Below are 12,751 nucleotides of genomic sequence, written 5' to 3'. Positions count from 1 at the left end.
ACGACGGATGAACGACTACGTAGCCGAGCTGCGCTCCCTGGTGGGCCACCGGCCCGTCATCTTCCCGGGGTCGTCGGTGGTGGTCACCGACGACCGCGGGAGGGTGCTGCTGCTGGCCCGCGCCGACACCGGCGGGTGGGGGCTGCCCGGGGGGCTGATGGATCCCGGCGAGTCCTTCGAGGAGACCGCCCGCAGGGAGGTTCTGGAGGAGACGGGGCTCGTCGTCGGCGAACTCGACCTGCTGGGCCTGTTCTCCGGGGGGCCGGACTTCTTCTACCGCTACCCGAACGGCGACGAGGTGCACAACGTCACGGCCGCCTACGTCGCTCCCCTGCCCGCCGGTTCCACCGTGGTGCCCGACCGGGTCGAGAACACCGCGGCGGCGTTCTTCGACATCGACGACCTCCCGCCCGACGTCATCACACCGGAGCGCCCCATCCTCGACATGTACCGCGACAGGTACGGGGACGCCTCCCCGGCCGCCCCCCGCGGCGCGCCGGACCGGACGGTCGTGCGCACGGCCCGAGGGGCGGTGCGGCGATGACCGACTACCTGCCCTGGCTCGACGCGGTCCTGGACCGGGCGGACGAACTGGCCGCGCGGCACGCCGGCCGCGGTCCCGGCGGGGCGGTAGAGGTCGTCGAGGTGAAGCCCGAGGACAGCAACCAGATCACCACGGCGGCCGACCACGCCATCGGAAAGATGATCGTCTCGGCGCTCGACCGGGACTTCCCCTCCCACTCGGTCATCGAGGAGGAGACCGGCGTCCGGGAGGGCTCCGGACCCGTCACGTGGATCATCGACCCACTGGACGGCACCAGCAACTACGCGGCAGGCAGCCCGCTCTACGGTGCCATGCTCGCCGCCGTGGACGACCGGGGCCTGCTGGCCGCGGGGATCACCTTGCCGGCGCTGGGCCGGCGGTACCTCGCGCAGCGCGGCCGCGGGGCGTTCCGCGACGGGGTTCCCGTGCGTACCCCTGCCTGCACCGGGCTGGAGGGCCGGCTGGTGGCGTACGGCATGGACAAGGCGGAACCGGAGCGGATGGCCGAGGACGCCCGCCTCATGACGGCCGTCGCCGCCCAGTGCCTCGGCATCCGGACCAGCAACAGCGTCTTCGACGCGGCCCTCGTGATCGACGGCGCCTACGCCGGGTTCGTCCACCGAAGCTGCCGCATCTGGGACGTCGCCGCACCGGCATGCGTGCTGGCGGAGGCCGGCGGAGCCTCCACGGACCTGGCCGGACGCCCGCTGGACTTCCGCGACCCGCTGTCCAAGGCCGACCTGGTGTACGAGGTCATTCTCGCGGCCGACGGCGCCCTGGAACCACTCGCGGAGCTGGGCCGGCAGTCAGCGGCGCCCGGCCGGCGGACAGGTCCCCCGACCGACTGAACACGGCTCGTACCACCCGTACGTACGAGAAGCCCCCGAGCGGAAAGCGACGGATCCTCCTCGATGCCAACAATCACTGGGCGTCCCCTCCGCCGGCCCGGCACCACGGTCGGTCTCGCCGTCGTCCTGCTGGGCCTGACCTACGGCTACGACGGCACGGCGATGGCCGGCGCGCAGATCCTCGTCACCGAGGCGTTCCACCTCTCCCCCCTGGAGCAGGGCACGCTGTACGCCGGTCCCGTCGTGGGGCTCATGGCGGGAACCCTGCTGGCCGGACGGCTGTCCCACGCCGTGGGCCGGCGCAGGACGCTCGCCGTCGCCGCGGCCGTCTGCGCCGTCACCACGGTCGTGTCCGCCCTGTCCGTCAACTCCGTCATGCTGGTGGGCACCCGCGTGGTACTCGGCATGACCATGGGTGTGCTCATCGTCATCGCGCCCATCCTCATCGCCGAGTCCGTCCGTACGGCGATACGGGGCCGGGTCGCCGTGCTCTACCAGTGCGCCACGGCGGCCGGGTGCGCGGCGACCTACTTCGTCAGCTATCTGCTGGCCGGCGGCGGCCACTGGCGGACCATGCTCGTCATCCCCGCGCTCTGCGCCGCCGCTGCCGCCCTTTCCCTGCTGCGGCTGCCGGAGACACCGAGCTGGTACCTGATGAGACAGCGTCCCCGCCAGGCGGCCGACGCGCACCGCATCCTGGGCACCCCCGAGCCGGACACCGCCCCCGAGGCGCCGCCTTCCGCCGGTCTGGCGAAGAACCGGGTGCGGGAACTGTTCAGTGCGAAGTACCGGAAACTGACCTTCTTCGTCATCATCCTCGGCTTCCTCGTCCAGATCACCGGCATCAGCGCCATCGGCTACTTCAGCCCGCGCATCTTCCAACGCATGGGCTACGAGGGTGACTTCAGCCTGCTCGTGCTTCCCGGTTTCATCCAGCTGCTGTCCGCCGTCGCAGCTTTGGTGTGCGCCGTGGCGATCGACCGGGTCGGCCGACGCACCGCGCTGCTCACCGGCACGGCTCTCATGACCGCGGGCCATCTGCTGCTCGTCGGCGTCTTCGCCGAGTTCCTGCCGGCTCCGGCCGGCCTGCTCGGGCTCGCGGTCTTCGCGATCGGCTTCAACGCCGGTTTCGGAGCGTTGATCTGGGTGTTCGCCGCCGAAGGCTTCCCCACCCGGCTGCGCGGTCCGGGCGCGTCGGTGATGCTCCTGTCCAACCTGAGCGCCAACCTGATCATCGCCCAGTTCTTCCTCAGCGCGCTCTCCGCCCTGGGCGGCACCACCGTCTTCTGCCTGCTGCTCGCCGTGAACGTCATCGCCTGGTGCTACGTGTACGCCCAGGTCCCCGACACCACGGGCCGGACGCTCGCCGAGGTGCAGGCGTACTGGGAGAACGGCCGCCGGTGGCAGAACCCGCCCCTCGCCTCCACCGCCCCGAAGTCCCCAGGCGGTAACTCCCGTGGCGGTGACCGGACATGACGGACCCGATCGCCGCCGGCCCGGACCTTGCCGAGCGGGCCCGCCGACGGCTGGACCCCACCTCGTTCGCCTTCTACTCGGCCGGGTCCGGCGAGGACCTCTCCCGCCGCGAGGCCCCCGACGCGTGGCGCGAATGGCGAATTGCCCCGCGGGTGCTGCGCGACGTCTCCTCGGTGGACACCCGCACCACCTTGCTCGGCGCCGAGCTCCGCGCCCCGGTCGTCGTGGCGCCCACCGCCTTCCACAGCCTCGCCACCGCGCAGGGGGAGATCGCCACCGCCGAGGGCGCCGCGTCGGCCGGTTCGCTGCTGACGCTCTCCGCGCGTTCCAGTCGCCCGCCCGAGGAGGTGGCAGGGGCGGCGGGCCCCTGGTGGGCCCAGATCTACTGCCTGCGCGACCGAGTACTCACGGAGAAGTACGTGAAGCGGGTTGCTGCCGCCGGGGCGCAGGCTCTGGTCCTCACCGTCGACGCGCCCTACGTCACCCCCCGGGGTGCCCGGCTCGGCCCCCTGCCGTTCGGCCACGGCGACGTCGGCGCCCGCCTGTCCGACCCCGCCACGCGGCCCGCAGCCCTCGAACAGGACCCCTCCCTGACGCCGAGTGCCATCGCGTGGCTACGTGACCTGTCCGGCCTGCCGGTCCTCGTCAAGGGGGTCCTCCGTCCCGACGACGCGCTCACCTGTGTCGAGGCCGGCGCCCGGGGCGTCATCGTCTCCAACCACGGTGGCCGGCAGCTCGACCGGGTCCTGCCCACGGGCCGGGCCCTGGCACCGGTGGTCCAGGCGGTGGCCGGACGGGTGCCGGTGCTGGTGGACGGCGCCGTCCTGACCGGCCTGGACGTTCTGGTGGCACTGGCCATCGGCGCCGATGCCGTCCTTGTCGGGCGCCCCGTCCTGTGGGCACTGGCGCTGGCCGGCGCGGCCGGTGTGGAGTCGCTGCTCCACTCCTACCGGGAGCAGCTGTCCCACGCCATGGCCCTGGCCGGGTGCGCCACGACGGCCGACATCACCCGGGACCTCGTCCAGCCGGGCTGAACCCGGCCCGAGGAAAAGCAGCCTGTGCGCGACATGCCGATGCCGGGCGCGCGTGACAGGGCGCGCCCGGCATGAAGCCCGGCCTGGTCCGAACGAAAGACCTCAGGTGGTGAGGGACTTCTTGTCGCTGCTGCCCGGCTGGACCGGGAGGCCGTTCGCCGGCTCCTCGGCGGTGGCCGCGCCCTCGGGCTGGTGCGCGCTTTCGTCCAGCAGCGTCTTCTCGTCGAACGGCAGCTTCCCGTCCAGTACGAGGTCGACCCGCTCGCGGTCGACCTCCTTGGTCCACGTGCCGATCAGGAGCGTCGCCACTGCGTTGCCGGCGAAGTTGGTCAGCGCGCGGGCCTCGCTCATGAAGCGGTCGACGCCGATGATCAGGCCGACGCCATCCACCAGGCCCGGCTTGTGCGATTGCAGACCGCTGGCCAGGACGGCGATGCCGGAGCCCGACACACCCGCGGCGCCCTTGGAAGCGATCATCATGAACAGCAGCAGGGAGATCTGCTCGCCGACGCCGAGCGGCTGGTCCATCGCCTCGGCGATGAACAGCGACGACATGGTCAGGTAGATCATCGTGCCGTCGAGGTTGAAGGAGTAGCCCGTCGGGACGGTGATGCCGACGACCGGACGGCTGACGCCCAGGTGCTCCATCTTCGCGATGAGCCGCGGGAGCGCGGACTCGGACGAGGAGGTGGACAGGATGAGCAGGAACTCACGGCCCAGGTACTTGAGGAGCTTGAAGAGGTTGACGCCGGTCACCAGGCGCAGCAGCGAGCCGAGCACGATCAGGATGAACAGCGCGCAGGTGACGTAGAACCCGACCATGATCGTGGCGAGGGCCTTCAGGGCGTCCGTGCCGGTCTCACCGACCACCGCGGCCATCGCCCCGAAGGCACCGACCGGAGCGGCCCACATGATCATGCCGAGTATGCGGAAGACCAGCCGCTGGATGTGCCCGATGCCGCGCAGGACCGGCTCCCCGGCGCGGCCCATCGCCTGCAGCGCGAAGCCCACGAGCAACGCGACGAGCAGCGTCTGCAGCACCTCGCCCTCGGTGAAGGCGGAGACCATCGTCTTGGGGATGATGCCGAGCGCGAAGTCGACGAGTCCCTTGTCCGCCTCTTCGGCGGCCTCGTGGCCCGCGCCCTTCTCGGTGTCCGTGAGGTCCATGCCCGAGCCTGGGTGCAGGATGTTGCCGACCACCAGGCCGATGGCGAGGGCGACGACCGACATCGCGACGAAGTAGGCGAGCGCGAGGCCGCCGACCTTGCCGACCTTGGCCGCCTTACGGACGGAACCGACGCCGAGGACGATCGTGCAGAAGATGATCGGCGAGATCATCATCTTGATCAGGTTCACGAAGCCGGTACCGACCGGCTTGAGCTCCTTGGCGAAGTCGGGCACGAGCAGGCCGACACCGATACCGAGGACTACGGCGATGATGACGGCGATGTACAGATAGTGGGTCCGGTCCCGCTTCGCAGCGGGTGCCGGTGTCACCTGGCTGTCGGTGGTGTCGGCCACGAGGGCCCTCCTTGAACGACTACGTCGGCGTTTTTCGGCCAGTGCGTGGGTGTCACGTACTGGTGCGGCCTGGGCGTGCGGCTCACGTCGTGGGCATGCGAATCCCGGTGACTATCTCTCGTCCTGTGAGGACGGTCACCCTTGCGTTCATTTAGTTCGCGCTTACGAGGGGAGGCAAACTGGCCACATGCCCCTTGCCCGTTCGCCCCGGCCGCGCAGTCTCGCCGGGCAGCTCTTCGCGATGCAGATCGTGCTGGTCGCCGTCGTGGTGGCCGGTTGCGCCCTGTTCACGTTCCTGAGCGACCGGCAGCAGGCGGAGGAGAGCGCGCGTCGCCAGGCGACGGCCGCGGCGCGGGCGGTCGCGGACTCCCCCTCGGTACGGGAGGCCGCGCGTGGCGAGAATCCGACGGCGACCCTCCAGCCGTACGCGACCGACGTGCGCCGGCACACCGGGGTCGACTTCGTCACGATCATGGACCCCGACGGCATCCGCTGGACCCACCCCGACGAGAACGAGATCGGCGAGCGCTTCCTGGGGCACCGGGCCCGGGCACTGCGCGGCGAGACCTTCACGGAGACGTACACCGGGACGCTGGGTCCCTCGGTGCGCGTGGTCACGCCGATCCTCGCCGACGGCGGGTCGGCCCGCATCACGGGCCTGGTCAGCGCGGGCATCACGATCGAGGAGATCAGCCAGAAGGCGCGCGGCCAGCTCCTCGCCCTGCTCGGCGTCGCGGTGGGCGCGCTCGCGCTGGGCGCGATCGGTACGTACGTCATCAACGCCCGTCTGCGCCGGCACACCCACGGCATGAACGCCGCCGAGCTGAGCCGCATGCACGACTACCACGAGGCCGCGCTGCACGCGGTGCGCGAGGGGCTCCTGATGCTGGACGGGCAGCGGCGCATCGCCCTCATCAACGACGGAGGGCGCGGGCTGCTCGGCGTGTCGGGCGACCTCGTCGGCCGGAACGTCGCCGAGCTCGGTCTGCCCGCCCCGCTGACGGGCGCGCTGCTCGCGACCGAACCGCGCGTGGACGAACTGCACCTGACGGCGGACCGGGTGGTCGTGGTGAACACCTCGCCCGTGTCGGGCGGCGAACGGCGCGGCACGGTGGTGACGTTGCGCGACCACACCGAACTCCAGGCGCTGACCGGCGAACTCGACTCGGAGCGCGGGTTCACGCGGGCGCTTCGCTCGCAGGCCCACGAGGCGGCGAACCGCCTGCACACGGTGGTCTCCCTCATCGAGCTGGGCCGCGCGGACGAGGCCGTCGACTTCGCCACCGCCGAGCTTGAGCTGGCCCAGACGCTGACGGACCAGGTGGTCGCGGCCGTGAGCGAACCGGTACTCGCCGCGCTGCTCCTGGGCAAGGCCGCCCAGGCGAACGAACACGGCGTGGAGCTGGTGGTCTCGGCCGACAGCAGCATCGACGACGGCATGCTCCCCGCGGACCTGCCGGCCCGCGACCTGGTGACGGTCCTGGGCAACCTGCTCGACAACGCGGTGGACGCGGCCCAGGGATCGCCCGCCGCCCGGGTGACGGTGACGGCACGCGCGGACGAGGCGGGACTGACGCTGCGGGTGACCGACACCGGCCCCGGCGTCGACCCGGCCCACACCGACGCGGTCTTCCGGCGCGGCTGGTCGACCAAGGCCACGGCGGGGCGCGGCCTCGGCCTGGCCCTGGTCCACCAGACGGTGACAAAGCACGGCGGGACGCTTACGGTGCGGGAGGCGGCCGGGGGCGGGGCGGAGTTCGAGGCGCACCTGCGGACGACGGCCACGGTGCCGGGGGCGGACGACGAGGCGTCCGGTACGCCGGCGGGGCTGCCGGGTGCGGGCGACAAGACGTCCGGTACGCCGGCGGGGCTGCCGGGTGCCGACGACAAGACGTCCGGTACGCCGGCGGGGCTGCCGGGTGCCGGTGGCGAGACGCCCGCTACGCCGGCCCCGCCGCCGGGCGCAGACAACAAGGTGTCCGGTACGCGGACTGCGCCGGCAGACGGAGGCATCACGTGACAGAGCCCATCCGGGTCCTGGTCGTCGAGGACGACCCCGTGGCCGCCGACGCCCACGTCCTCTACGTCAACCGCGTCCCCGGCTTCCGTGCGGTGGGCAGGGCGCACAGCGCGGCCGAGGCGAAACGCGCCCTGGACCGCGTGGAGGTCGACCTCCTGCTGCTGGATCTGCACCTCCCCGACGGCCACGGACTCCAACTGGCCCGCACCCTGCGGGCCGCGGGCCACCGCACGGACGTCATCGCCGTCACGTCGGCCCGCGATCTCGCGGTCGTGCGCGAGGGTGTCTCCCTCGGTGTGGTCCAGTACGTGCTGAAGCCCTTCACCTTCGCCACCCTCCGCGACCGCCTCACCCGGTACGCCGAGTTCCGTACCGCCGCGGGCGAGGCCACCGGCCAGGACGAGGTGGACCGCGCGCTGGCCACCCTGCGCGTGCCCGGCCCCGCGGCCCTGCCGAAGGGGCTCAGCGGCCCCACCCTGGAAAGGGTGACCCGCGCACTGCGCGACGCGCCCGCCGAGGGCGTCACCGCCGCCGCCACCGCGGAGACCGTGGGCATCTCCCGTATCACCGCGCGCCGTTACCTGGAACACCTGGTCACCACGGGCCGCGGCGCCCGCACCCCGCAGTACGGCAACGTCGGCCGCCCCGAGTACGCGTACCGCTGGCTGACTTCGCAGGCGTGACGCGGCAAGTACCGCAGGCCCGGCATCCGTTCCCGCAGTTTCGGTGCGCCGATGACCACAACTGCCCCGCCCCGGGCTCAGAGGCATTGCTAAGTGGGGACTGTCCCTGTATTTTCCCCGTCAGAGAAACGTGGACAGTCCCCACTTAGCCTCCAGGAGCCACCCTCGCCATGCGTGAACAATCCATCGCCAACTCCCATGCCCAGCACCCTCTTTCGCCCACTGCCTCCCCCGAGGCCACCGTCCCCGTCCGCAGGCCCGGCATGGTGCTCGCCATCGTTCTCGCCCTCCAGACGATGCTCATCCTGGACGTCAACGTGGTGAACATCGCGCTGCCCGACCTTCGCTTAGCCCTTGGTTTCACGCCCACCGGCCTTTCGTGGGTGCTGAGTTCCTATCTGCTCACCTTCGGCGGACTGTTGCTGCTGGGCGGCCGGGTGGGCGATGTCGTCGGCCACCGCCGCGGTATGGTCGCCGGCGTCGCCGTGTTCACGGTCGCCTCGCTGCTGGGCGGCCTCGCCACCAGCGCCGGCTGGCTGCTGACTGCCCGCGCCCTGCAAGGAGTGGGTGCGGCGATCGCGGCGCCCACGGTGCTCGCGCTGATCACCACCCACTTCACCGACGAGCGCGCGCGGGCCCGTGCCCTCGGCGCGTACGCGGCCGTCTCAGGTTCCGGCGCCGCTGTCGGCCTGATCGGCGGCGGCGTCCTGACCGACCTGCTCTCCTGGCGCTGGGTCCTGTTCATCAACGTGCCGATCGGCGTCGTGCTGCTGGTCCTGACCCCGATGTTCATCCACGAGACCAAGCGCGCCCCGGGCCGATTCGACCTGGCCGGCGCACTCACGTCCACGGCCGGCATGACCTCACTCGTGTACGGCTTCATCCGGGCTTCCGAGTCCGGCTGGGGCGACGGCCTCACCCTGGGCTCATTCGCCCTCGCGATCGCCCTGATCGTCGTCTTCTACTTCGTCGAGACCCACGCGCGTCAACCGATCACCCCGTTGCGGCTGTTCGCCGACCGTAACCGGGCCACCGGCTACCTTTCCCTGCTGTTCGTCATGGCGGCGGGCAACTCGATGTTCTTCTTCCTCACCCAGTTCCTGCAGGAGGTGCGTGGATTCAGCCCGATCCAGGCGGGTCTGGCGTTCGTACCCCTGGCCCTGTTGATCCTGGTGACCTCCGGTCTGGCCGCCAAGTGGCTGCCGCGCACCGGCCCGCGCGTGCTCACCGCGGCCGGGGCCGCCGCCATCAGTGTCTCGCTCGTGTGGTTCGCCCAGCTCGACCAGGAATCCGGCTACGCGTCCGCGCTGCTCGGCCCGTTGGTCGTCGCCGGTATCGGTATGGGCACCCTGCTCGTCGGTGTCACCACGATCCTGATGTCCGGCATCGCGCCCGAGGAGGCCGGCGCCGCTTCCGGACTGCTGAACGTCATGCAGCAGATCGGCGGCGCGCTCGGACTCGCCATCATGGTCACCGTGTTCGGCGCCGCCGGCCGGGACGCGGCACAGAGCGTTCCGGCAGGGTTGAGCGAACAGGGCGCCGCCGACTTCGTCCTCACCGAAGGCGTCACGACGGCCTTCGCCTGGGGGGCCGGCTTCACCGCGCTCACCATTGCGCTCGCGTTCGTCATGCGCGAGGCCACCCCGGCGCCCGCCGTGGAAGCGACGGACGCGGAGGCCACGTCGTAGCGGCGCTCCCCCGCTCGGCAGTTCTCGGTGCCGGGTGAGCTCGTCGGATGTCCGGGATAGCATCCGGGGTTACACCCCATTTCGGGTCCCGTACCCCCGAGCCGGGTGCGGGACCGCTCCCGGCTCGAAGGGAAGTGTGATCCGGATGCGCGCCGACGCACGCCGTAACTACGACCGGCTGCTCACCGAGGCCAAGTCGGCCTTCGAGAAGCACGGCATCGACACCTCGCTCGACGACATCGCCCGGCAGGCCGGGCTGGGCAACGCGACCCTCTACCGGCACTTCCCCACCCGGGAGAGCCTGCTGGAAGCCATGCTGCGCGAAAGTCTCGAAGAACTGGGCGCCACCGCGCAGGAGTTGTCGAGCACAGTCCGACCCGGGGCGGCTCTCGCCACGTGGGTCGGCGCGGCGGTGGAGCACGCCACCGTCTACCGCGGTCTGGTCAACATGCTGATGCACGGCCTGAAGGACGAGGCCTCCGACCTCAACCACGCGTGCACCACCATGCAGGCATCGGGCGAGCAACTGCTGGTGCGGGCCCAGCACGCGGGCGACATCCGCCCGGACATCACGCCCGCCGAGTTGTTCACGCTGATCGCCGCCACGGCGTGGGCCAGGGAGAACGCCCCGGACGAGGCCGGTCGGGTGCTGACCGTCCTCCTCGACGGACTGCGTCCCATCGCCGGGGGGCGGTAGCCGCCCGGCCGTGCCCCGGTGGCAGAAGGGGTGTCCTGCTCTCAGGCCGGGCGCCCGGCCACCGTCAGGGCGGCCTTGACCTGACGTATCACGCGGGCCGCGTCCTGGGGGTTGTGCACGACGTCCGTGCGGCTCATGTCGATGACGAGGACCTCGCTGGCGCGGTAGTGCTCGCGCACCCAGTCGTCGTAGCCGGACCACAGCGTGCGGTAGTACTCGACGAGGCCCTCGTCCTGCTCGAAGTCACGGCCCCGCAGTCCGATCCTGCGCAGTACCGTCTCGAAGTCGGCCTTGAGGTAGACCATGAGGTCGGGTGCCTTGCGGTACGGCAGGCCGTCGATCTCGCGCATCATCTCGTCGAGCAGACCCTCGTACACCTGCATTTCGAGGGTGCTGATCCGGCCGAGGTCGTGGTTGACCTTGGCGAAGTACCAGTCCTCGTAGATGGACCGGTCGAGGACGTTGTCGCCCTTCTTGTACGCCTCCTTGATCGAGGCGAACCGGGTCCGCAGGAAGTGCAGCTGGAGCAGGAAGGGATAGCGCTTGGCCTGTATCTCCTCGGGGCTCGCGGTGTAGAAGAGCGGCAGGATCGGATTGTCGTCCACGCTCTCGTGGAAGACCTCGCTGCCCAGTTCCTTGGCGATCAGCTCGGCGACGCTCGTCTTGCCGATTCCGATCATGCCTCCGACGCAGATCACTGACTCTCCCACTGCTGCTGCACCTCATGACGGGCCGCCGCGCCGCGGCCGTCCTGAAGCATAAGGCGTTCCGGTTCTCGTGCGGTCCTCGCACGGCTCGGCGCACGCAGCGCTAGGGCGCGAGCACGTCCAGCTCCTCCAGGGCGCCCACGGTGATCTCGCGGGTCAGTTCCTCGGCCCGCACCGCGTCCCGCTCCCGCACCGCCTCGGCGACCTTGACGTGCAGGGTGACCGCCGCCGGGTCGGGGTCCTCGAACATCACCTGGTGGTGGGTGCGGCCGGTGAGCACCTCGGCGACCACGTCGCCCAGGCGGGCGAACATCTCGTTGCCGGACGCCTTGAGTATCGTCCGGTGGAACTCGACGTCGTGCAGGAGATAGCCCTCCAGCCGCCGGCCGCGGGAGTGGGCCACCATGCCGATGGCGCACTCGGTGAGGGCGGCGCACTGTTCGGCGGTGGCGTTACGGGCGGCGAGGCCCGCGGCCGTGGGTTCGACGGCGGAGCGCAGCACCGTGAGGGAGCGCAGCTGGCGGGGCCGGTCCGCCCCGGCCAGACGCCAGCGGATGACCTGCGGGTCGTACACGTTCCATTCGTGCGCGGGCAGCACGGTCACACCCACGCGCCGCCGCGACTCCACGAGGTGCATGGACTCCAGGACCCGGACCGCCTCGCGCATCACTGAGCGGGACACCTCGAACTCCTGGGACAGCTCGTCCGTGCGCAGGACGCTTCCCGGCGGGTACTCGCCTCCTGTGATGGCGGGCCCGAGGCTTTCCAGTACGCGGGCGTGCAGCCCTCGGGCCTGTGCAGTCATGGCGTAAGCGTACGAGGCGCCTCCGTTCCGCAATAAGTATGACTTTTAAGTCACAGGCTCTTGAATTCTTCGGACCTTATGGGTTTCAGTGGCGTGACGCACGACCGGCCGCCGTGCGAGATGTCAAAGAAGACAGCGAGGCAGCAGCAATGCACACCCCCCACGTCGTCGTAGTCATGGGTGTGGCAGGAACCGGCAAGACCACCATCGGTCCCCTGCTCGCAGACCAGCTCGGCGTTCCCTATGCCGAGGGCGACGACTTCCACCCCGAGGCGAACATCGCCAAAATGTCCGCGGGCACCCCGCTGACCGACGACGACCGGTGGCCCTGGCTCGACGCCATCGGCGCCTGGGCCCACGGCAGGGCCGGACTCGGCGGAGTGGTCAGCAGCTCGGCGCTGAAGCGGAGCTACCGCGACCGGCTGCGGTCCGCCGCCCCCGATGTCGTCTTCGTCCATCTGACCGGCTCACGCGAGCTGATCGAGGGCCGGATGACCCAGCGCCAGGGGCACTTCATGCCGACCGCGCTGCTCGACTCGCAGTTCGCCACGCTCCAGCCGCTCGGCCCGGACGAAGCAGGTGTCGACGTGGATGTCGCCGGCAGCCCGGAGGAGATCACCGAGCGGGCGGTGGCGGCGCTGCGCGCCACCGGGCCGGCAACTGACGACGGTGCCACGCGCGCCACCGGGCCGGGTCCCGACGGCAGCACCCCCCGCGCCACCGAACCG

General features: G+C 71.0%; 11 protein-coding genes and 1 pseudogene. 9 read left to right on the top strand and 3 right to left on the bottom strand.

Translation table 11 applies throughout. The features are described from left to right. Positions 1–7 precede the first annotated feature (7 nt). The 4 genes from ACIQM4_RS02400 to ACIQM4_RS02385 all read left to right on the top strand — a co-directional run bounded on the left by ACIQM4_RS02400 (position 8) and on the right by ACIQM4_RS02385 (position 3,902). Positions 8–544, top strand: a complete 537-nt coding sequence (locus tag ACIQM4_RS02400) for an NUDIX hydrolase (protein ID WP_401584839.1) — start codon at positions 8–10, stop codon at positions 542–544. Beyond that, on the top strand, positions 541–1,392 hold the full coding sequence (locus ACIQM4_RS02395) for an inositol monophosphatase family protein (RefSeq protein ID WP_401584836.1): 852 nt from the start codon (positions 541–543) through the stop codon (positions 1,390–1,392). Before ACIQM4_RS02400 ends, ACIQM4_RS02395 begins: the two co-directional genes overlap by 4 nt. A gap of 63 nt (positions 1,393–1,455) precedes the next feature. Continuing rightward, a complete protein-coding gene (locus ACIQM4_RS02390; protein WP_401584833.1) occupies positions 1,456–2,868 on the top strand; it encodes an MFS transporter in 1,413 nt (470 codons plus the stop codon). Continuing rightward, positions 2,865–3,902, top strand: a complete 1,038-nt coding sequence (locus ACIQM4_RS02385) for an alpha-hydroxy acid oxidase (RefSeq protein WP_401584830.1) — start codon at positions 2,865–2,867, stop codon at positions 3,900–3,902. The genes ACIQM4_RS02390 and ACIQM4_RS02385 overlap by 4 nt, the downstream gene beginning before the upstream one ends. 102 nt (positions 3,903–4,004) lie before the next feature. Here ACIQM4_RS02385 and ACIQM4_RS02380 read toward each other — a convergent pair whose 3' ends face one another. Continuing rightward, positions 4,005–5,423 (bottom strand): cation:dicarboxylate symporter family transporter, encoded by a 1,419-nt coding sequence (locus tag ACIQM4_RS02380; protein WP_401584827.1) that lies wholly within the window; start codon positions 5,421–5,423, stop codon positions 4,005–4,007. 187 nt (positions 5,424–5,610) lie between these two features. Here ACIQM4_RS02380 and ACIQM4_RS02375 point away from each other — a divergent pair, with 187 nt between their 5' ends. From ACIQM4_RS02375 to ACIQM4_RS02360, 4 genes are all read left to right on the top strand, one after another. Continuing rightward, complete coding sequence (locus ACIQM4_RS02375; protein ID WP_401584825.1) at positions 5,611–7,443, top strand: ATP-binding protein; 1,833 nt, start codon at positions 5,611–5,613, stop codon at positions 7,441–7,443. Next, the gene (locus ACIQM4_RS02370) at positions 7,440–8,126 is read left to right on the top strand and encodes a response regulator (RefSeq protein ID WP_401584822.1); all 687 of its coding nucleotides are present in this window, start codon (positions 7,440–7,442) and stop codon (positions 8,124–8,126) included. Before ACIQM4_RS02375 ends, ACIQM4_RS02370 begins: the two co-directional genes overlap by 4 nt. Positions 8,127–8,296: 170 nt before the next feature. Beyond that, a complete protein-coding gene (locus ACIQM4_RS02365; protein WP_401584819.1) occupies positions 8,297–9,814 on the top strand; it encodes an MFS transporter in 1,518 nt (505 codons plus the stop codon). 145 nt (positions 9,815–9,959) lie between these two features. Next, on the top strand, positions 9,960–10,511 hold the full coding sequence (locus tag ACIQM4_RS02360) for a TetR/AcrR family transcriptional regulator (protein ID WP_401584817.1): 552 nt from the start codon (positions 9,960–9,962) through the stop codon (positions 10,509–10,511). Between the two features lie 41 nt (positions 10,512–10,552). Here the strand turns inward: ACIQM4_RS02360 and ACIQM4_RS02355 are convergent, their stop codons facing one another. Further along, positions 10,553–11,209: a deoxynucleoside kinase gene (locus tag ACIQM4_RS02355; RefSeq protein WP_401586051.1), complete on the bottom strand. Its 657-nt coding sequence runs from the start codon at positions 11,207–11,209 to the stop codon at positions 10,553–10,555. Between the two features lie 112 nt (positions 11,210–11,321). After that, positions 11,322–12,023 (bottom strand): FadR/GntR family transcriptional regulator, encoded by a 702-nt coding sequence (locus ACIQM4_RS02350; protein WP_401584814.1) that lies wholly within the window; start codon positions 12,021–12,023, stop codon positions 11,322–11,324. Between the two features lie 149 nt (positions 12,024–12,172). Between ACIQM4_RS02350 and ACIQM4_RS02345 the strand changes: the two are divergent. Then, a pseudogene (locus tag ACIQM4_RS02345) lies at positions 12,173–12,670 on the top strand (gluconokinase); the annotation flags it as partial. Positions 12,671–12,751: the final 81 nt, after the last annotated feature.

The sequence above is a fragment of the Streptomyces sp. NPDC091272 genome, from assembly GCF_044757485.1.
Classification (GTDB): domain Bacteria; phylum Actinomycetota; class Actinomycetes; order Streptomycetales; family Streptomycetaceae; genus Streptomyces.
Note: the sequence above shows the minus strand (reverse complement) of the source record. Positions and strands in the feature narration are given on the sequence as shown.